The organism is Bacillus sp. JZ39 (assembly GCF_053903145.1).
This window is the reverse complement of the sequence record NZ_CP096389.1, coordinates 3,237,112-3,255,825: the sequence shown is the minus strand read 5'-3', so window position 1 is coordinate 3,255,825 and position 18,714 is coordinate 3,237,112. Positions and strand designations below refer to the sequence as shown.

Annotated in this window: 22 protein-coding genes; 14 read left to right on the top strand and 8 right to left on the bottom strand. The window is 45.4% G+C overall.

Features of this window, described 5'->3' with window-relative positions; translation table 11 throughout:
• Positions 1 to 37 precede the first annotated feature (37 nt).
• Positions 38 to 652 (bottom strand): PH domain-containing protein, encoded by a 615-nt coding sequence (locus M1D65_RS16760; RefSeq protein WP_003228342.1) that lies wholly within the window; start codon positions 650 to 652, stop codon positions 38 to 40.
• A 149-nt stretch (positions 653 to 801) separates the two neighbouring features.
• On the opposite strand from M1D65_RS16760, the gene M1D65_RS16755 reads away from it, so the two are divergent.
• Positions 802 to 1,437, top strand: coding sequence for an NAAT family transporter (locus tag M1D65_RS16755; RefSeq protein ID WP_077671078.1), 636 nt, complete (start codon positions 802 to 804; stop codon positions 1,435 to 1,437).
• 16 nt (positions 1,438 to 1,453) lie between these two features.
• Here the strand turns inward: M1D65_RS16755 and opcR are convergent, their stop codons facing one another.
• Entirely contained in the window at positions 1,454 to 2,011 is a 558-nt protein-coding gene (gene opcR, locus M1D65_RS16750) for an opuC operon transcriptional regulator OpcR (RefSeq protein ID WP_003228345.1), read from the bottom strand.
• A gap of 263 nt (positions 2,012 to 2,274) precedes the next feature.
• Here opcR and opuCA point away from each other — a divergent pair, with 263 nt between their 5' ends.
• The 4 genes from opuCA to opuCD are packed head-to-tail and all read left to right on the top strand — an operon-like array spanning position 2,275 to position 5,716.
• Complete coding sequence (opuCA, locus tag M1D65_RS16745) at positions 2,275 to 3,417, top strand: osmoprotectant ABC transporter ATP-binding protein OpuCA (protein ID WP_003243370.1); 1,143 nt, start codon at positions 2,275 to 2,277, stop codon at positions 3,415 to 3,417.
• Positions 3,418 to 3,439: 22 nt separating this feature from the next.
• Positions 3,440 to 4,093, top strand: a complete 654-nt coding sequence (opuCB, locus tag M1D65_RS16740; RefSeq protein ID WP_003228349.1) for a glycine betaine/carnitine/choline/choline sulfate ABC transporter permease OpuCB — start codon at positions 3,440 to 3,442, stop codon at positions 4,091 to 4,093.
• Positions 4,094 to 4,112: 19 nt separating this feature from the next.
• Positions 4,113 to 5,024, top strand: a complete 912-nt coding sequence (gene opuCC / locus M1D65_RS16735) for an osmoprotectant ABC transporter substrate-binding lipoprotein OpuCC (protein WP_072175116.1) — start codon at positions 4,113 to 4,115, stop codon at positions 5,022 to 5,024.
• A gap of 17 nt (positions 5,025 to 5,041) precedes the next feature.
• Complete coding sequence (opuCD, locus tag M1D65_RS16730; protein WP_015714713.1) at positions 5,042 to 5,716, top strand: glycine betaine/carnitine/choline/choline sulfate ABC transporter permease OpuCD; 675 nt, start codon at positions 5,042 to 5,044, stop codon at positions 5,714 to 5,716.
• 31 nt (positions 5,717 to 5,747) lie between these two features.
• Here the strand turns inward: opuCD and M1D65_RS16725 are convergent, their stop codons facing one another.
• Complete coding sequence (locus M1D65_RS16725) at positions 5,748 to 6,281, bottom strand: GbsR/MarR family transcriptional regulator (protein ID WP_014478002.1); 534 nt, start codon at positions 6,279 to 6,281, stop codon at positions 5,748 to 5,750.
• A gap of 283 nt (positions 6,282 to 6,564) precedes the next feature.
• Between M1D65_RS16725 and opuBA the strand changes: the two genes are divergently transcribed.
• Genes opuBA through opuBD form a run of 4 tightly spaced genes read left to right on the top strand, consistent with a single transcriptional unit; the run spans position 6,565 to position 10,009 of the window.
• The gene (gene opuBA, locus M1D65_RS16720) at positions 6,565 to 7,710 is read left to right on the top strand and encodes a choline ABC transporter ATP-binding protein OpuBA (RefSeq protein ID WP_064671586.1); all 1,146 of its coding nucleotides are present in this window, start codon (positions 6,565 to 6,567) and stop codon (positions 7,708 to 7,710) included.
• Positions 7,711 to 7,726: 16 nt separating this feature from the next.
• Positions 7,727 to 8,380, top strand: coding sequence for a choline ABC transporter permease OpuBB (gene opuBB, locus M1D65_RS16715; RefSeq protein WP_064671587.1), 654 nt, complete (start codon positions 7,727 to 7,729; stop codon positions 8,378 to 8,380).
• Positions 8,381 to 8,391: 11 nt separating this feature from the next.
• Entirely contained in the window at positions 8,392 to 9,312 is a 921-nt protein-coding gene (opuBC, locus tag M1D65_RS16710) for a choline ABC transporter substrate-binding lipoprotein OpuBC (protein WP_021480617.1), read from the top strand.
• A 16-nt stretch (positions 9,313 to 9,328) separates the two neighbouring features.
• A complete protein-coding gene (gene opuBD / locus M1D65_RS16705; protein ID WP_124072720.1) occupies positions 9,329 to 10,009 on the top strand; it encodes a choline ABC transporter permease OpuBD in 681 nt (226 codons plus the stop codon).
• A gap of 40 nt (positions 10,010 to 10,049) precedes the next feature.
• On the opposite strand, the gene M1D65_RS16700 is transcribed toward opuBD, so the two are convergent.
• The 4 genes from M1D65_RS16700 to rghR all read right to left on the bottom strand — a co-directional run bounded on the left by M1D65_RS16700 (position 10,050) and on the right by rghR (position 13,152).
• On the bottom strand, positions 10,050 to 11,750 hold the full coding sequence (locus M1D65_RS16700; RefSeq protein ID WP_021480615.1) for a methyl-accepting chemotaxis protein: 1,701 nt from the start codon (positions 11,748 to 11,750) through the stop codon (positions 10,050 to 10,052).
• A 127-nt stretch (positions 11,751 to 11,877) separates the two neighbouring features.
• Complete coding sequence (gene catR / locus M1D65_RS16695; RefSeq protein ID WP_003242888.1) at positions 11,878 to 12,204, bottom strand: catDE operon transcriptional regulator CatR; 327 nt, start codon at positions 12,202 to 12,204, stop codon at positions 11,878 to 11,880.
• Positions 12,205 to 12,295: 91 nt separating this feature from the next.
• Positions 12,296 to 12,715, bottom strand: a complete 420-nt coding sequence (locus M1D65_RS16690) for a helix-turn-helix domain-containing protein (protein WP_014480905.1) — start codon at positions 12,713 to 12,715, stop codon at positions 12,296 to 12,298.
• 29 nt (positions 12,716 to 12,744) lie between these two features.
• The gene (rghR, locus tag M1D65_RS16685; RefSeq protein WP_014665397.1) at positions 12,745 to 13,152 is read right to left on the bottom strand and encodes a transcriptional repressor RghR; all 408 of its coding nucleotides are present in this window, start codon (positions 13,150 to 13,152) and stop codon (positions 12,745 to 12,747) included.
• Between the two features lie 151 nt (positions 13,153 to 13,303).
• On the opposite strand from rghR, the gene M1D65_RS16680 reads away from it, so the two are divergent.
• Positions 13,304 to 13,537, top strand: a complete 234-nt coding sequence (locus M1D65_RS16680) for a helix-turn-helix domain-containing protein (RefSeq protein WP_003220031.1) — start codon at positions 13,304 to 13,306, stop codon at positions 13,535 to 13,537.
• Positions 13,538 to 13,576: 39 nt separating this feature from the next.
• Here the strand turns inward: M1D65_RS16680 and M1D65_RS16675 are convergent, their stop codons facing one another.
• Positions 13,577 to 14,347: an alpha/beta fold hydrolase gene (locus tag M1D65_RS16675; protein WP_049139742.1), complete on the bottom strand. Its 771-nt coding sequence runs from the start codon at positions 14,345 to 14,347 to the stop codon at positions 13,577 to 13,579.
• A gap of 148 nt (positions 14,348 to 14,495) precedes the next feature.
• On the opposite strand from M1D65_RS16675, the gene secG reads away from it, so the two are divergent.
• From secG to smpB, 4 genes are all read left to right on the top strand, one after another.
• Entirely contained in the window at positions 14,496 to 14,726 is a 231-nt protein-coding gene (gene secG / locus M1D65_RS16670; RefSeq protein WP_003220028.1) for a preprotein translocase subunit SecG, read from the top strand.
• A gap of 131 nt (positions 14,727 to 14,857) precedes the next feature.
• Positions 14,858 to 15,598, top strand: coding sequence for an alpha/beta hydrolase (locus M1D65_RS16665; protein WP_003242610.1), 741 nt, complete (start codon positions 14,858 to 14,860; stop codon positions 15,596 to 15,598).
• 18 nt (positions 15,599 to 15,616) lie between these two features.
• Positions 15,617 to 17,956, top strand: a complete 2,340-nt coding sequence (gene rnr / locus M1D65_RS16660; protein ID WP_021480613.1) for a ribonuclease R — start codon at positions 15,617 to 15,619, stop codon at positions 17,954 to 17,956.
• Between the two features lie 144 nt (positions 17,957 to 18,100).
• Positions 18,101 to 18,571, top strand: coding sequence for an SsrA-binding protein (smpB, locus tag M1D65_RS16655; protein ID WP_003220025.1), 471 nt, complete (start codon positions 18,101 to 18,103; stop codon positions 18,569 to 18,571).
• Positions 18,572 to 18,714 lie beyond the last annotated feature (143 nt).

Here is an 18,714-nt window from a genome sequence, read left to right as displayed (position 1 = left end):
AAGACACGAGCCCGATAGCAGCTGTGTCTTTTTTTATCTAGTTATTCATATATTTCTCAAATACATCCCCAAAATCCTTAATATGATACTGCGAGCGAACGGATGTCAGCCAAGTAAATCCGAATTCGGTCAGCTCTTTGTATTGCGTTTCAATATTGACGTGCTCAGGGCGGGTATGGTGAAGAATCGTCACTGCTTTATCTAAGCTTTGCTCCGCTTGATTGATTAAAATGTCATTTTCATAGGTTGTTTCAGCGATGCGAAGCAGTGCTTTATAAAGGTCTTTTAACTTTTCAATCTGGTCTTTGTGGACATCAATGTCGAATTGTTCACCGCCCAGCTTGAACTTAATTTCAACATCCAAATCCACTTTTCCGGCAGTTTCAAGAAAAACGTCAGAGATTTTATATTGCGAATAAGGATAGCGTTTCAACGTTCGTTTCGAGGAAGTGGCGCGTTCGCCGTCTACATGGATCAGGGCCAGGTTCGTAAAGCAATACTCGTCTGCTTTTGTTTTAATCAAGAAATAAATTTTCTCATTATCTTCATGCATGACATAGTCATCTGCGTCTGTTTTGTCATAGTCCTGAGGTTCGATAATTTTTCCGATATCAGATAAGCCCAAGGCATCTGCCGCAATTTTTTTGAACATCTGTATACGTCCTTCCTATTCAATTTGTCACTTCATTGTAGCATGGCGCGTTTCTGACAGGCTATAAAGGTTTACCGGGAAATCGCCTCCGGGTAAAAGGGTGGAGAATAATTCTATTTCCTGTGCAGAGACTATCAACAAGGAGGTATATGATGTTCTCATTTATCGTTCACGTCTTCATTTCTTTATTCGCAGTATCGAATCCGATCGGAAACGTACCGATATTTCTGACGCTGACAGAAGGCTATACTGCAGCGGAAAGAAAAGCGATTGCCCGGAAGGCAGCTATTTTATCCTTTTTTATTCTCGCAGCTTTTTTGGTTTTCGGTCATCTTATCTTTAAACTGTTTGATATCAACATTCACGCGCTCCGAGTGGCGGGCGGCATATTCATTTTCGGCATTGCCTATAATCTATTGAATGCGAAAGAATCGCACGTGCAATCTCTTCACCATGATGAACATAAGGAAAGCAAGGAAAAAGCGGATATATCAGTCACACCTTTATCCATTCCGATCATTGCTGGGCCCGGAACGATTGCAACAGTGATGAGCCTTTCCGCCGGTCATAGCGGCATTGGTCATTATGCGGCTGTCATGATCGGCATAGCCGCCGTTATTGCCCTGACCTTTCTCTTTTTCCACTATTCTGCTTTTATCAGCAGCAAACTCGGAAAAACCGAGATGAATGTGATTACCAGACTGATGGGATTAATCTTAGCCGTGGTTGCGGTCGGGATGATTGGTGCGGGGCTGAAAGGCATGTTTCCGATCTTAACCTCATGATGCAAAAAGCAGCTCCTTATTTTAGAGAGCTGCTTTCTTTTGTTTTTGGCACGTACCGAAAGACTTCCTCACTCTCAAAAAATTCAATCAACCTGCTCAGCCAATCATAGTAATGAAGCCATTCTTTTAATTCATTCAGCAGCTGATTGACTTTCTCTTCCGCTTCCGGGGTAAGCCCGTCCCTTTGTAAAAGATCACTCAGCTCCCGGTTTAATTTTTTATACAGCACTTTGTTTTTGCTCACGACCTTTGTCCAATTCGCCGCGAATAAAGAAATGAAGGTTTGATAATAATCCTGCTCGACGTCATAAAGGTCTTTTCGTACGCCTTTTTCAAACACCTTTTCGGCGATATTGGCATCGATCATTTCCCGGACAACCTGGCTCATCCGTGTTTTGCTCATGCCCGTTGCCTCAGAGAGCTCGCTTAAGGTCATTGGTTTTCGATTCATATAAATAATTCCGAGCACACGTCCGACAGTTGAAGGCATTCCAAACGTATGCATATTTTCGGCAATCTTCTCAATGAGATGCTCTTCAGCATGTTCAATGATGTCGAGAGCGGTTTTTTTCACAGCTGATCATCCCTTCAAATGGCAATTGATGGTGTCAATATATCATATTTCTTCCTGGTGTTGAAAATAGCTGAATGCTGAGGAAGTGGGAGGTATCCGGCGTAATTGTAAGAACACCCTTTCCGTCTCGGTCATAACAATAAATAATCTATAAATAACATATAATTTCAACACATTGTAAACTTTTTATTTTACAAAGTTCAAACTATAATAAGGATTATACTTTTCAGAAAATTTAAAGGAAACCTGCGGAGGTGCACGGATTGCTGAAATTGGAACAAGTGTCAAAAGTATATAAAGGCGGCAAAAAAGCTGTGAACAGCATTGATTTAGATATTGCCAAAGGTGAATTTATCTGTTTTATCGGCCCGAGCGGCTGTGGAAAAACGACGACGATGAAGATGATCAACAGACTGATAGAACCATCGTCTGGAAGGATCTTTATCGACGGAGAAAATATTATGGAACAGGATCCGGTTGAGCTGAGGAGAAAAATCGGCTATGTGATTCAGCAGATTGGTTTGTTCCCCCATATGACCATCCAGCAGAACATCTCACTCGTACCAAAGCTGCTGAAATGGCCTGAGGAAAAACGGAAAGAACGGGCGCGCGAGCTGTTAAAGCTTGTGGATATGGGCCCGGAGTATTTAGACCGTTATCCGCATGAGCTCAGCGGCGGACAGCAGCAGAGAATCGGCGTGCTGCGCGCCCTGGCAGCGGAACCCCCTCTCATTTTAATGGATGAACCGTTCGGAGCGCTTGATCCGATTACGCGTGATTCCCTTCAGGAAGAATTCAAAAAACTGCAGAGAACCTTAAACAAAACGATTGTGTTTGTAACCCACGATATGGATGAAGCGATTAAGCTTGCTGACAGGATTGTGATATTAAAAGCGGGAGAAATCGTTCAAGTCGGCACACCTGATGAGATTCTTCGAAACCCGGCAAATGAGTTTGTTGAAGAATTTATCGGGAAAGAGCGCCTGATTCAGTCAAGACCGGATATCGAGCGGGTAGAGCAAATGATGAACAGAACGCCGGTGACGGTATCTGCGGACAAAACGCTTTCTCAGGCGATTCAGCTGATGAGAGAAAAACGTGTTGACTCGCTGCTCGTTGTGGACCGGCAAAACGTGCTGAAGGGCTATGTTGATGTGGAAATGATTGATCAAAACCGCAAAAAAGCAAGCATCGTTGGCGACGTATACCGCTCAGATATATATACCGTTCAAAAAGGGGCGCTTCTTCGCGATACAGTCCGAAAAATTTTGAAGCAGGGGATCAAGTATGTTCCGGTGGTCGATGAACAGAACCATTTAGCAGGGATTGTGACAAGAGCGAGCCTCGTTGATATCGTATACGATTCCATTTGGGGCGACGAGGAAAACCAGCTCATGACGATCTGACCAGGGGAGGAGCTCTTTTAAGATGAATCAAATGATGACTTTTTTGCAAACGAACGGCGGAGAGCTGTTGTATAAAACAGGAGAGCATTTATATATTTCACTCATAGCCGTTGTATTGGGTATTATCGTTGCAGTGCCGCTCGGCGTTGCTCTTACCAGAATGAAAAAAGGCGCAGGTGCGGTAATCGGTTTCGTAAACATTGTGCAAACCCTGCCGAGTCTGGCAATTTTAGCCTTTTTTATTCCGCTTCTCGGCGTAGGAAAAGTGCCTGCGATTGTCGCTTTATTTTTCTATTCGGTGCTGCCGATCTTGCGCAATACGTATACCGGCATTAAAGGTGTAAATAAAAACCTCCTGGAATCGGGGAAAGGGATTGGCATGACCGGCTGGGAGCAGATTCGGCTCGTTGAAATCCCGCTGGCGATTCCCATCATCATGGCGGGGATCCGCACATCAACGATCTATCTAATTGGCTGGGCGACACTTGCGTCGTTTATCGGGGGAGGCGGCCTCGGGGACTATATTTTTATCGGACTGAACCTATACCAGCCTGAATATATCATTGGCGGTGCCGTGCCTGTCACAATTCTGGCAATTATTATTGATTATGTGCTGGCTGTGACAGAACGAAAGGTGACGCCGAAAGGCTTGCAAGGGATGAAGGAAGTTTCGTAAGGAGTTGGCACTGTTGAAAATGACAAAAATCAAATGGCTTGGCGCGTTTGCTCTCGTCTTTGTCATGCTGCTAGGCGGCTGCTCTCTGCCGGGTCTAGGCGGCGCTTCTGACGATACGATCAAAATCGGGGCGCAGAGCATGACAGAATCAGAAATTTTAGCGAATATGATCGCGCAGCTTATTGAACATGATACAGATTTGAATACTGCTTTAGTGAAAAACCTCGGCTCAAACTATGTTCAGCACCAAGCGATGCTGGGCGGTGACATTGATATTTCAGCCACGCGCTATTCCGGAACAGATTTAACAAGCACCCTCGGCAAGGAAGCGGAGAAAGATCCGAAAAAAGCGCTGAACATTGTGCAGAACGAGTTTCAAAAACGCTTTTCCTATAAATGGTTTGATTCCTACGGCTTTGATAACACATATGCCTTCACCGTAACAAAAAAGTTTGCGGAAAAGGAGCATATTAACACCGTGTCCGACCTGAAAAAAAATGCCTCCCAATATAAATTAGGCGTCGACAATGCTTGGCTGAAACGAAAAGGCGACGGGTATAAAGGCTTTGTCAGCACATATGGCTTTGAGTTCGGCACAACTTATCCAATGCAGATCGGGCTTGTCTATGACGCAGTCAAAAATGGGAAAATGGACGCCGTTTTGGCTTATTCAACGGATGGACGGATTAAAGCATATGATCTGAAAATCTTAAAAGACGATAAGCGTTTCTTTCCACCGTATGACTGTTCACCGGTGATTCCGGAAAAGGTGCTTAAGGAGCATCCGGAACTTGAAGGTGTGATCAATAAGCTGATTGGGCAAATCGACACGGAAACGATGCAGGAACTTAATTATGAGGTGGATGGCAAGCTGAAGGAGCCGTCTGTCGTAGCAAAGGAATTTTTAGAGAAACATCATTATTTTGACTAAGAAAAGAGGTGGATCATATGGAAGTACTACAGCAGCTTGGCACATACTATTCGCAAAACGGCGGTTACGTGATGCAGGAATTTTACCGCCATTTTCTGATGTCGGTGTACGGCGTTTTATTTGCTGCCATTGTTGGAATTCCGCTTGGCATCCTGATAGCCAGATACAGAAGATTAAGCGGATGGGTTTTTGCGGTCACGAACGTCATTCAGACCATCCCGGCTCTCGCCATGCTCGCCGTGCTGATGCTTGTCATGGGGCTGGGCGCTAATACGGTGATATTGTCATTATTTCTGTATTCTCTTCTGCCGATTATCAGAAATACGTATACTGGGATTATCAGTATTGAGCACGCCTATCTTGAATCCGGAAAAGCAATGGGGATGACAAAATTTCAAGTGCTGCGGATGGTCGAGCTTCCGCTTGCGCTTTCTGTCATAATGGCCGGCCTGCGCACCGCGCTTGTCATTGCCATCGGCATTACGGCCATCGGGACATTTGTCGGTGCTGGCGGTCTCGGGGACATCATCGTCAGAGGATCAAACGCCACAAACGGAACCGCGATTATATTAGCGGGAGCGATCCCCACAGCTCTGATGGCGGTGATTGCCGATTTGGTCATGGGCTGGCTTGAACGAGCATTAAGTCCGATTAAAAAGAGAAAGAAGAAAAACTTGGCAGGTGCCGCATAAGAAAAAACGCCTTGTAATGACAGGGCGTTTTTTACGGCTTCGGCACATATTTAAAAATTTCTTCGCTCTCAAAAAACTCAATCAAACGGCTGAGCCAATTATAATAATCAAGCCATTCCTTTAATTCTTTCAGCAGTTCATTCACTTTTTCTTCCGCTTCAGGAGTAAGCTCTTCATCCAACACGCTAAGCAGCTCCCGATTGAGTTTTTTATGCATCATTTTGTTTTTGCTGACGACTTTGCTCCAGGTGGCTGAAAACAGCGTGATAAATGTTTGATAGTAGTCCTGCTCAACCTCATATAAATCTTTTCGCACGCCTTTTTCGAACACCTTCTCGGCAATGTTGGCATCAAGCATTTCCCGCACTACCTGGCTCATGCGTGTTTTGCTCATGCCGGTGGCCTCAGATAATTCCGTAAGCGTCATCGGTTTTCGATTCATATAAATAATGCCCAGCACTCGTCCGACGGTAGAGGGCATTCCAAATGCATGCATGTTTTCCGCGATTCTTTCTATAAAATGGTCCTCGGCCTGTTCAATGATCGTTAACGGATCTTTCTCCAACGGTTTCATCCTTTCAGCTAACAATTCCGATGTCAATATACCACATTTTTGATACGGCGAAAATGCTGTCAAAAGAGAATTTGGCAGGAAATTGGAGCAATAAGGAGATCAACACACGTCAATGCGGGTAAATCAGCGTTTACACATACTTTATAAATAATATGAACAAATTGTAAACTTTTTATTTTATAAACTTTATTCTATAATGGGAAGCATTCAATTGTCTGAAAAATTAAATTTAAACTGAACAAATTGAATAAACTTAATTTTGGAGGTGCGATGTTTGCTGACATTAGAAAATGTCTCGAAAACATACAAGGGCGGCAAAAAAGCCGTGAACAACGTAAATCTTAAGATTGCAAAAGGCGAATTTATCTGCTTTATCGGGCCGAGCGGCTGCGGAAAAACGACAACAATGAAAATGATTAACCGATTAATTGAGCCTTCCGCCGGAAAGATTTTCATTGACGGCGAAAACATCATGGATCAGGATCCTGTAGAGCTCAGGCGCAAAATTGGCTATGTGATTCAGCAGATCGGCCTGTTTCCCCATATGACCATTCAGCAGAATATCTCACTCGTCCCAAAACTGCTGAAATGGCCGGAGCAGCAGCGTAAAGAACGGGCCCGTGAGCTTTTAAAATTGGTCGATATGGGGCCAGAATATGTAGACCGTTACCCTCATGAATTAAGCGGGGGGCAGCAGCAGCGAATTGGTGTATTACGGGCACTTGCCGCGGAGCCGCCGCTTATCTTAATGGATGAACCGTTTGGGGCACTCGACCCGATTACGAGGGATTCCCTCCAGGAAGAATTTAAAAAACTGCAAAAAACCTTACATAAAACCATCGTATTTGTTACCCACGATATGGATGAAGCGATTAAGCTGGCAGACCGGATTGTGATTTTAAAAGCGGGAGAAATCGTTCAAGTTGGAACGCCCGATGACATTTTAAGAAATCCGGCAGACGAATTTGTTGAGGAATTTATCGGCAAGGAGCGGCTGATTCAATCATCCAGCCCGGATGTTGAACGGGTTGACCAGATTATGAACACACAGCCTGTAACGATCACCGCGGATAAAACGCTTTCTGAGGCCATTCAGCTGATGAGGCAGGAACGGGTCGATTCATTGCTGGTCGTCGATGACAAGCACGTTCTGCAAGGCTATGTCGATGTTGAAATCATTGATCAATGCCGGAAAAAGGCCAATCTCATAGGTGAGGTTTTACATGAAGATATATACACAGTACTGGGCGGCACACTGCTGCGCGACACGGTCCGCAAAATTTTAAAACGGGGTGTCAAATATGTTCCCGTTGTGGATGAAGACCGACGCGTGATCGGAATTGTGACGAGGGCAAGTCTGGTCGACATCGTGTATGACTCCCTCTGGGGAGAAGAAAAGCAGCTCGCAGCATTGTCATAGGGAGGGGCGATAAGTCATGCATCATATTGTTCAATTTTTGCAAACCAATGGGGGCGAGCTTCTTTATAAAACATACGAGCATATTACGATATCGCTCATTGCTGTGATCTTAGGTGTGCTGGTTGCCGTCCCCCTCGGGGTTTTGCTTACCAGAATGAAAAAAGGAGCCGGCACCATTATCGGCATTGTCAATATCATTCAGACGCTGCCGAGTCTGGCCATCCTCGCTTTTTTTATCCCGCTCCTTGGTGTAGGAAAGGTTCCGGCCATTGTGGCTTTGTTTTTCTATTCCGTATTGCCGATTCTTCGCAACACGTATACCGGCATTCGCGGCGTCAACAAAAATCTGCTCGAGTCTGGCAAAGGCATCGGAATGACGCCGGCTGAACAAGTCCGCTTGGTGGAGCTGCCGCTTGCCGCGCCAGTGATCATGGCGGGAATCAGAACATCGACGATTTACTTAATCGGCTGGGCCACGCTTGCTTCCTTTATCGGAGGCGGCGGATTGGGTGATTACATTTTTATCGGACTGAATTTATATCAGCCGGAATATATCATCGGGGGCGCGGTACCTGTCACGATATTGGCAATTGTGATTGATTATGTGCTGGCAGTTGCTGAACGAAAACTGACACCTGCCGGCATGCAGAGATTGAAGGAATTGTCATAAGGAGGCGGCTCATGAAAAGAAAATATCTCAAATTAATGATAGGTTTAGCACTTGTGGCAACGCTGACGCTGAGCGGATGTTCGCTTCCTGGTCTCAGCGCTGCTGCAGACCAGACCATTAAAATCGGCGCGCAAAGCATGAGCGAATCAGAAATCATCGCCAGCATGCTTGGCCAGTTGATCGAACACCATACAGATCTCAAAACAACAACGATTAAAAATCTTGGCTCCAACGCGGTGCAGCAGCAGGCTTTAATGAACGGGGAAATCGACATTGCCGCCACAAGATATACGGGAGACGCGCTGACAGGCACGCTGAGAATGGAACCTGAAAAAGATCCGGACAAAGCGCTGGCGCTTACTCAGCGGGAGTTTAAAAAAAGATATGATTTAAAGTGGTATGACTCCTACGGGTTTGATAATACATATGCCTTTACAGTCAGCAAGGAGCTGGCCGACCAATACCATTTAGAGACCGTATCAGACGTTAAAAAATGGGCGCCGCAATTAAAGCTGGGCGTTGATAACTATTGGATGAAGCTCAAAGGAAACGGCTATCAGGATTTTACGAAAACCTACGGCATGACATTTGGCGGCACGTATCCGATGCAGATCGGCCTTGTGTACGACGCGGTGAAAAGCGGAAAAATGGACATTGTGCTTGCGTATTCAACCGATGGAAGAATCAAGTCCTATGGTCTCAAAATGCTAAAGGATGATAAACAATTTTTCCCGCCGTACGACTGTTCTCCGGTTGTTCCGGAAAAGGTGCTCAAAGAACATCCTGAGCTTGAAGGCATCATCAAGAAAATGCTCGGAAAAATCGACACAGCCACGATGCAGGAGCTTAACTATGAAGTCGACGGCAATCTCAAAGAACCGTCTGTCGTTGCCAAGGAATATTTAGAAAAACATCACTACTTCGAATCGTGAAAGGGGGAAGAGGTCAATGAACGTGCTTGAACAGTTAATGACGTATTACGCGCACAATGGCAGTTACGTCATGGATGAATTCGGCCGCCACTTTCTCATGTCGGCTTACGGCGTTTTATTTGCCGCTGTCGTCGGGGTTCCGGCCGGAATCCTCATCGCGCATTTTCGCCGTTTGTCAGCCTGGGTGTTTGCCGTAACAAACGTTATTCAAACAATCCCGGCGCTCGCTATGCTGGCCGTCTTAATGCTTGTTATGGGGCTCGGCGCAAATACCGTGATTCTATCATTATTTCTGTATTCCCTGCTGCCGATTATTCGAAACACGTACACAGGCATTATCAGTATTGAGCATGCCTACTTAGAATCGGGAAAAGCAATGGGCATGACGAAATTCCAAGTGCTCAGAATGGTTGAGCTCCCGCTCGCACTTTCTGTCATTATGGCGGGCCTTCGCACGGCTCTCGTCATTGCCATTGGAATTACAGCGATCGGCACATTTGTCGGTGCCGGAGGCCTTGGGGACATGATCGTCCGCGGCTCAAACGCGACAAACGGAACTGCGATTATTCTAGCCGGAGCGATACCAACTGCGGTGATGGCGGTAGGGGCGGATTTGCTCATGGCCTGGCTGGAGCGGGCATTAAGTCCGGTGAAGAAAAAAAGAACCGGGGCGAAACACGTTCCATCAGCTGCATAGAATAGAAAAAAGAGGCTGGAGTCCAGCCTCTTTTTTCTATTTAAATCGTAAACTGCCCCATCTTCTCATTAAGCTCCTTCGCCAGCTGCTCAAGCTCTTCAGCATTTTGAAGCACTTGATCCATCGAATGGGCGGATTGCTCGGTTATTGAAAATGTTTCTTCAATGCCGGCGGCCGACTCTTCGGATACAGAAGCGATATTTTCAATCGATTGATTGATAGTAATCGATTGGTTTGTTAACTGCTTCAGGCCATCCGTTACTTCCTTAATGCTGTCTGCAACATGAGTGACGGATTGCTTGATATGCCGCATAGCCTGTCCGGTGTCTGTCAGGTTTTCCGTTCCTTTTTCGACTTCTGTAAAGCTGCTTTCCAAGTACGTAATGACAGTGTGGATCTCCTGCTGTGTCCCGCCTACAATCCGGGTAATATCCTGCACGGAATCAGAAACGCCGTCAGCCAGCTTTCTGACCTCCTCTGCCACAACGGCGAAGCCTTTGCCGCTTTCTCCTGCGCGGGCAGCTTCAATCGCGGCGTTAAGGGACAGCAAATTCGTCTGCTCGGCAATCCCGTTGATGACTTGAACGAGCTTGTTGATATCCTGAGAATGCTGTTCCAGTGATCTCACTTTATGCACGGCTTCTTCAACAATATGATGGATGGTTTTCATTTGCTGTAATGACGTAGCCATATTTTCGTTTCCGCTTACCGCGAGTTCGAGAACGTTTTGAGACGTATCGCTGATGGTGATGCCGTGATTATAGGCTTTATCAATGCTTTCAGTGAACTCATTCATCGATTCGGCAATCGTCACGGCGTCTTGGGCCTGCTGTTCAGAGCCCTCAGCCATTTCGTTCATCGTCTCGGTAATATGTTTGCTGCCGGATCTTGTTTCATTCGTTGCGGTTGCAAGCACCTGTGAAGAAGAAAGAACCCGGCTTGATATGTCTTTAGAATATCCGACAATATCTCTCAGATTCCCTACCATTTTTTGCAGCGCTTCATTCAGATCACCTAGCTCGTCTTTTGAGTTGAGCGGCTCCATATCGTTCGACAGATCGCCTTCGGCAATATGATTGGCAGATTCCTTCATGCGAATGATAGGCTTTACAATGTTTCGCGTGATATAAAGCCAGATGAAAATGCTGATGAGGATCGATGCTGCCACAAGCAAAGCAGTGTAAATGAGCCCTTTATGATAGACGGCCTTCGTTTCTTTTACCGCTGTGTTGCTGCCTTCTTGATTTAAGTCAACAAGCTGAGTGATTGTTTTTTTCATATCCTCAAAGCTGGCCTCAGTCTGGACCAATAAACCTCTTGCTTTGTCCATGTCATTCGTGCGGCCGCTTTCGATAATTTGCGCATGAATATCCATATAGGTATTCACTTCAGTTTGAAGCTGCTCGAACAGTTTCTGCTCTTTATCAGTGGAGATCGTTTTTTCGTAGTTATCGAGCTTTTGGTTAATGTCTTCCATGATTTGATTCATTTCTTGATCAAGTGTATCCATTTTGCTTTTGTCTGTATAAATCAGAAAGTCCTTTTCTTTAGAAGACAGGTGCTCGGTTACATAATTAATTGAAGTGATTCCTTTGATGCCGTCAATCCATTTTGTGTTGATTTCATCTGTTTTTTGAATGATATGCTGCATATTAAGAACGCCTATTCCGCCTACAAGTAAATTGATCAGGATCAGTGTCAAAAATACCAGGCTGAATTTGCGGGAAATCGTCAGTCGCATATAGTGGTCTCCTTTAAAAACGTAATGTGTGGATGTACTATATATCGGCTGAGAAATCGTTTTTTTACCTGGAAAAAAATAAAAAACGGCTCTTTTCTCGTCTTTGAGATCAGAACCGTTTTAGCAATTAGTCAAGAAAGGAAGGGTCAATCCATTCAGTCGCCCATTTAGAAATCTCACCTAGAATGGGGGCGAGTGCCTTTCCTTTATCAGTCAATGAATATTCGATGCGAACCGGAGTTTCAGGGATGACATCCCGCTTCACTACTCCTTCAAGCTCAAGTTCTTTCAGCCGTTCTGACAGAACTCTGCCGCTTAGATTTGGAAGTGCTGCTTCAATTTCGCTAAATCGCTGCGACCCGTTCAAGAGCTGAAATACGATTAAAGCGACCCAGCGTTTACTTAAGATGTCGACTGCTTTTTCAAATCTAGGACACATTTCTGATTGGTTCATACTTTTCACCTCGTCTGTCACTATTATAACGCAAATAACGAGGGAGGGTATGCAAGCGTGATTGATAAAATATAGAAAGAGAAACAGGGGATTATGAGGAAGAGGCCCGTTTTTTTGCTTCTGAAGACAAAAAATCGAAGTATTTGCTGAGATTTTCAATATCCTGCTTTGAGAGATGTTCCCATTTTTGACTATTGAAAATCGGGAGGTGCTCCGCTCCGCGCGTGACAGCCGTCTGGTAAATTTCATAAACGGATTGATAGCTTTCAGATGCTTCGCGGATTTCTTCAGGAAAGGCCTGAATATGGCCTGCGGCGGCCATTAGGTTTTCGTACGGCACTTTCAGGACGGCTGCCAGTTTTTTAATCGTGGCGGGTTTTGGCGTCCCGCGTTTGCCGTTTTCAATTTTTGAAATGGTGGCAGAGCTGATGCCTGAGTACACCGCAAGCTGATTCACTGTCAGTTTGCGGGCGCGGCGCAGCTCCCGTAATTGCTGTCCGAACGGTGACATGGTCTATCGCCTCACATTTCTATCAAGAGTCAGTCATCAGCAGACCGTTTTTTGGCTTCGTCTGAAATAAACGAAAAATAATGATCCAGCATGAGCAAATCTTCTTTATTGAGATATTGCCATTTTTCGTTCTCAAGAAGCGCAAGGTTTTTCAGGTCATAGGCCTCCGCTTTTTCGAGCAGCTTGCACTTCGTTTCATAAGGAGCCTTGGCTTCATGCACTTCTTCGATGTAACCAGCCTTGTACATAAGCCCCTCATAAGGAATTTTTAAGGCCTCTGCCAGTTTTTTGATGGTGGCAGGTTTGGGAACGCCCCGTTTTCCGTTTTCGATTCTGGAGATGCCGGCCGCGCTTACGCCTGAATAAGTCGCCAGCTGGTTGACTGTTAACTTTCTCTCTTCACGCAATGCCCGTAATTGTTCGCCAAAGCTTTCCATATATCTCACCCCGTCCCTCACTGTTACTCATATTTTAGTATGTTTATTGACTAAAGGGAATAGGTAGACTGGAAATGTATTGACAAAAGTTAACATAAGCCGTAATGTAAAAGTATAGAAAAAAGTTTTTCAGGAATGGAAGGTGAGGAAAGTGCCAGTAGAAAAGATACAGATTAGACGTGATTATGTCTTGCAGTATATGGTTAATAACGATTATTCCCTTAATCAGCTTGCGCTGGAAATCGGAGTCTCACCCGCCACACTGAGCCGCGTGCTGAATGGAGAAAGACGGCCGGGGCAGCTTGTGATCGGTAAAATGCTTCACTATTTTAATTTGAAATTTGAGGATCTTTTTTACTATGACTTTATTGACAAAAGTCAATAAAGTAACAAAAAACGCAAGGAAGCCAAGCGTTTTCTATTCCTATGAATGATGTGTCAGCACAAACCCTGTCACCAGCTCATTGCACGTTTTCCATTGTTTTGTCGGCAATTGATGTCCCTGATATTCCAATCTGAAAAATTCGGCATGTCTGCACGATCTTCGGTAATAGCCTGCGTTTGTAAAGGTCCAGTCCCGCAGGCCGCCATACATAAACAGCATTGGCATGTCTAGGCGGGGCAGCTGTTCAATGCAGTTGTAGCCAAGCGAATCCAGATAATACTGATGCCAATGGGCCTGGTCTGCTTTTTTCATATGGTCTGTTAATATGCTGCGAAGCTGTCTGTCTTTTGTGTGGCTGCCAGCGAGGATTTTCATGAGCAAACCGGGGTTTTTTTCAAGCAGATACATTCCCAGTTTGTGCAGCTTCTGGCCGATTACGTTATGAACAGCTGGGTAGGCGCCGGACAGAATAAGGTGTGACACTTTGTCCGGGCGGTTAAAGCCGATATGCTGCGCGATTAAGCCTCCGGCAGAATACCCGAATAACACAGCTTTATCAATGTGCAAAGCGTCCATGAATTGCGCGATCTCGTTTGCGTAATAGGAAATAGACGCTGGCTGATCGATGTGATCACTATCACCGTGGCCGCTTAAATCGGGAAAAATCACCCTGAAATGCTTGGATAGAAGGCGCTGATAATAAAAAACCTTGCGTCCCATGCCCGGCGGGTGGATAAAAATGATAGGGATTCCCTGTCCATATTCTTCATAAAAAAGATGTTTCCTGCTGTCTATGCTGATAAGCGGCATCGCTTTTCTCCTTTGACCTTTTCATATGAATAGGGTAACCAAGATAAAACGTCTTATCCGGCCTTTTGGCGTCTGATACAGCGTGACATGCCAACCCTTTTCATGTAAAATAGAAGTAATGTAGCCAGTGAGTCTGGAGGTGTATGGGATGCACGCAGTTTTGATTACCTTGTTGGTTATCGTCAGCATTGCACTTATTATTGTCGTTTTGCTTCAATCCAGTAAAAGCGCCGGATTATCTGGTGCGATTTCAGGCGGAGCGGAGCAGCTCTTCGGGAAACAAAAAGCAAGAGGTCTTGATTTAATTTTGCACCGCATTACGGTAGTGCTGGCAGTCTTGTTTTTCGTGTTAACGATTGCGCTTGCTTATATCCTATAGGGCAATGTTTGTATAAGGTCTGATGTGAAGTCAGGCCTTTTTCACGTTTCTGGCTGATATTCAAAACGTTTTTTTCTGATTAAACTGTGGAAAACTATAATGATCGTGCAGATAGAAAGGGAGACATGAGCATGAAAGTTGTGACACCAAAACCATTTACATTTAAAGGCGGAGACAAAGCGGTGCTTTTGCTGCACGGCTTTACAGGCAATACAGCGGATGTAAGGATGCTGGGACGATATTTGAATGAACGCGGCTATACGTGCCACGCGCCTCAATATGAAGGACATGGCGTCCCGCCTGAAGAACTTGTACATACGGGGCCCGAAGACTGGTGGAAAAACGTAATGGATGGCTATGAATACTTAAAATCTGAAGGCTATGAGAGCATTGCTGCCTGCGGACTGTCGCTTGGCGGGGTTTTTTCGCTGAAATTGGGTTACACTGTACCCATAAAGGGAATTGTCCCAATGTGCGCACCGATGCATATTAAGAGTGAAGAGGTCATGTATCAAGGCGTTCTTTCATACGCTCGCAATTACAAAAAGTTTGAGGGGAAAAGCCCGGAGCAAATTGAAGAGGAAATGAAGGAATTCGAAAAAACGCCGATGAATACCCTCAAGGCGCTGCAAGACTTAATTGCTGATGTGCGGAATAATGTCGATATGATTTATTCACCGACATTTGTGGTGCAGGCCCGTCATGACCACATGATTAATACCGAAAGCGCCAATATTATTTACAACGAAGTGGAAACTGATGATAAACAGCTGAAATGGTACGAGGAATCAGGGCATGTCATTACACTCGACAAAGAACGTGACCTCGTCCATCAGGATGTGTATGAATTTTTAGAGAAGCTCGATTGGTAATCAACAGGAGGTCGGATAATGGAAAAAGAAGCATTTATGGAAAAGCTTCTCTCGTTTATGAAGGAAGAGGCGTACAAACCTCTGACCGTTCAGGAACTTGAGGAGATGTTAAATATTACGGAAGCCGAGGAGTTTAAAGAGCTCGTCAAAGCGTTAGTCGCCTTGGAAGAAAAAGGGCTTATCGTACGGACGAGAAGCGACCGCTACGGCATTCCGGAGAAGATGAATTTAATAAAAGGAAAGATTTCAGCCCATGCGAAAGGATTCGCCTTTTTGCTGCCTGAGGATTCGTCGTTAAGTGATGTGTTTATTCCGCCTAATGAGCTAAATACGGCAATGAACGGCGATATCGTCATGGTGCGTCTGAATTCACAGTCAAGCGGCTCCAGGCAGGAAGGAACCGTCATACGGATTTTAGAAAGAGCGATTCAGCGGGTTGTCGGCACGTATACAGAAACGAGAAACTTCGGCTTTGTCATTCCGGACGACAAAAAAATCACGAGTGACATCTTCATTCCGAAAAATGGGAAAAATGGAGCTGCGGAAGGGCATAAGGTTGTTGTCAAGCTGACGAGCTATCCTGAAGGCCGCATGAACGCAGAGGGTGAGGTTGAAACCATTCTCGGCCACAAAAACGACCCGGGCATTGATATTTTATCGGTCATTCATAAGCACGGCCTGCCGGGAGAATTTCCAGCTGACGCGATGGAACAGGCATCAAGTACGCCTGACACGATTGATGAAAAAGATCTGAAAGACCGCCGTGATCTCCGTGACCAGGTGATTGTCACCATTGATGGTGCGGATGCGAAGGATTTGGATGATGCAGTTACCGTGACGAAACTTGATGATGGAAGCTACAAGCTTGGCGTTCACATAGCTGATGTCAGCCATTACGTAACCGAAAACTCGCCGATTGACAAAGAAGCGCTTGAAAGAGGGACAAGTGTGTATCTGGTTGACCGTGTCATCCCGATGATTCCGCACAGATTGTCAAACGGCATCTGCTCCTTAAATCCAAAGGTTGACCGCCTGACGCTTTCTTGTGAAATGACAATTAACAGTCAGGGACAGGTGACAGAGCACGAGATCTTCCAAAGTGTCATCAAAACAACGGAAAGAATGACATATTCAGATGTGAATAAAATTCTTGTTGACGATGATGAAGAGCTGAAGCAAAAATACGAGCCTCTTGTTCCGATGTTCAAAGACATGGAGCGCCTGGCTCAAATTCTTCGCGATAAGCGGATGGACCGCGGCGCCGTTGACTTTGATTTCAAAGAAGCAAAGGTGCTTGTTGATGACGAAGGAGCGGTTAAAGACGTTGTGATCAGAGAACGCTCTGTCGCCGAGAAGCTGATTGAAGAATTTATGCTTGTAGCAAACGAAACAGTGGCAGAGCATTTCCATTGGATGAACGTCCCGTTTATATACCGGATTCACGAAGAGCCGAATGCTGAAAAGCTGCAAAAGTTTTTAGAATTTGTGACGACATTTGGCTATGTGGTGAAAGGAACGGCGGGGAATATTCATCCGCGCGCGCTGCAAAGCATTCTGGACGCTGTGCGTGACAGACCAGAGGAAACGGTTATATCTACTGTTATGCTCCGTTCGATGAAACAGGCGAAATACGACCCGCAAAGCTTGGGGCACTTCGGTCTGTCAACGGAATTCTATACGCATTTCACATCGCCGATCCGCCGTTATCCGGACTTAATCGTTCACCGCCTGATCCGAACGTATTTGATCAACGGCAAAGTCGATGAAGCGACTCAGGAAAAGTGGGCTGAACGCCTGCCGGATATCGCCGAACATACATCATCAATGGAGCGCCGTGCAGTTGACGCCGAGCGTGAGACGGATGATCTGAAAAAAGCGGAATACATGCTTGATAAAATCGGTGAAGAGTTTGACGGCATGATCAGCTCTGTGACAAACTTCGGAATGTTCGTCGAGCTGCCGAATACAATTGAAGGACTCGTCCACGTCAGCTTTATGACAGATGACTACTACCGCTTTGACGAACAGCATTTCGCAATGATCGGCGAGCGGACAGGCAACGTCTTCCGCATCGGGGATGAAATCACAGTCAAGGTTGTCGATGTCAATAAAGATGAGCGCAATATCGACTTTGAAATTGTCGGCATGAAGGGCACTCCGCGGCGTCCGAGAGAATTGGACAGCAGCCGGAGCAGAAAACGCGGAAAGCCTGCCAGAAAACGTGTTCAAAGCACCAATACACCTGTTTCTCCAGCTCCGTCTGAGGAAAAAGGGGAGTGGTTCACTAAGCCGAAGAAGAAAAAGAAAAAACGCGGCTTCCAGAATGCTCCGAAACAGAAACGGAAAAAGAAGAAATAGCAGCTCAACCAGCAAATAGGGCCGCAGCGCTCTATTTGCTTTCTTTCGGAAACAGCTTTTCATTGTAGCAGTACGTGACATTTGGTAAAATAGAGCGTATCGCAAAAGGTGGACAGTTTTTCCTTAGAGAGAGGAGGTTCTGGCATGCCAAAAGGGTCAGGAAAAGTATTATCTCAAAATAAGAAAGCCAATCACGATTATTTTATAGAAGAAACCTATGAAACAGGCATCGTTCTGCAAGGAACCGAAATCAAATCGATTCGCGCCGGCCGCGTAAACCTTAAGGATTCCTTCGCCAAAATCGAACGGGGAGAAGTGTTTCTCCACAATATGCACGTCAGCCCATATGAGCAGGGAAACCGCTATAACCATGATCCGCTTCGGACAAGAAAGCTGTTAATGCACCGCAAGGAGATTAATAAGCTGATCGGGTTAACAAAGGAAAAAGGCTATTCTCTCGTTCCGCTGAAGCTGTATTTAAAAAACGGCTTTGCCAAAGTGCTTCTCGGCCTTGGAAAAGGGAAGAAGAACTATGACAAACGGGAAGATCTGAAGCGCAAGGACGCGAAGCGGGAAATCGAAAGAGCGTTCAGAGACAGTCAAAAAGGCTTCTAAGGCATAGTGCTTGATTCGAAAATCAGGCCTGTGCTATACTGTGTTCACGATCAGATCACGACGCCATTCATTTGAAGGATTTGACAATTGAAAAGAGCCGTGATCATGTTATAATAAGACTATAGCCAGTTTGAGTGAGAGCT

What these genes read in the sequence shown, in the direction of transcription:
- M1D65_RS16760 (WP_003228342.1), bottom strand. Translation starts at nt 652, where the DNA reads ATGTTCAAAAAAATTGCGGCAGATGCCTTGGGCTTATCTGATATCGGA.
- M1D65_RS16755 (WP_077671078.1), top strand. Translation starts at nt 802, where the DNA reads ATGATGTTCTCATTTATCGTTCACGTCTTCATTTCTTTATTCGCAGTA.
- opuCB (WP_003228349.1), top strand. Translation starts at nt 3,440, where the DNA reads ATGAATCAAATGATGACTTTTTTGCAAACGAACGGCGGAGAGCTGTTG.
- opuCC (WP_072175116.1), top strand. Translation starts at nt 4,113, where the DNA reads ATGACAAAAATCAAATGGCTTGGCGCGTTTGCTCTCGTCTTTGTCATG.
- opuCD (WP_015714713.1), top strand. Translation starts at nt 5,042, where the DNA reads ATGGAAGTACTACAGCAGCTTGGCACATACTATTCGCAAAACGGCGGT.
- opuBB (WP_064671587.1), top strand. Translation starts at nt 7,727, where the DNA reads ATGCATCATATTGTTCAATTTTTGCAAACCAATGGGGGCGAGCTTCTT.
- opuBC (WP_021480617.1), top strand. Translation starts at nt 8,392, where the DNA reads ATGAAAAGAAAATATCTCAAATTAATGATAGGTTTAGCACTTGTGGCA.
- opuBD (WP_124072720.1), top strand. Translation starts at nt 9,329, where the DNA reads ATGAACGTGCTTGAACAGTTAATGACGTATTACGCGCACAATGGCAGT.
- M1D65_RS16700 (WP_021480615.1), bottom strand. Translation starts at nt 11,750, where the DNA reads ATGCGACTGACGATTTCCCGCAAATTCAGCCTGGTATTTTTGACACTG.
- catR (WP_003242888.1), bottom strand. Translation starts at nt 12,204, where the DNA reads ATGAACCAATCAGAAATGTGTCCTAGATTTGAAAAAGCAGTCGACATC.
- M1D65_RS16690 (WP_014480905.1), bottom strand. Translation starts at nt 12,715, where the DNA reads ATGTCACCGTTCGGACAGCAATTACGGGAGCTGCGCCGCGCCCGCAAA.
- rghR (WP_014665397.1), bottom strand. Translation starts at nt 13,152, where the DNA reads ATGGAAAGCTTTGGCGAACAATTACGGGCATTGCGTGAAGAGAGAAAG.
- M1D65_RS16675 (WP_049139742.1), bottom strand. Translation starts at nt 14,347, where the DNA reads ATGCCGCTTATCAGCATAGACAGCAGGAAACATCTTTTTTATGAAGAA.
- secG (WP_003220028.1), top strand. Translation starts at nt 14,496, where the DNA reads ATGCACGCAGTTTTGATTACCTTGTTGGTTATCGTCAGCATTGCACTT.
- M1D65_RS16665 (WP_003242610.1), top strand. Translation starts at nt 14,858, where the DNA reads ATGAAAGTTGTGACACCAAAACCATTTACATTTAAAGGCGGAGACAAA.
- rnr (WP_021480613.1), top strand. Translation starts at nt 15,617, where the DNA reads ATGGAAAAAGAAGCATTTATGGAAAAGCTTCTCTCGTTTATGAAGGAA.
- smpB (WP_003220025.1), top strand. Translation starts at nt 18,101, where the DNA reads ATGCCAAAAGGGTCAGGAAAAGTATTATCTCAAAATAAGAAAGCCAAT.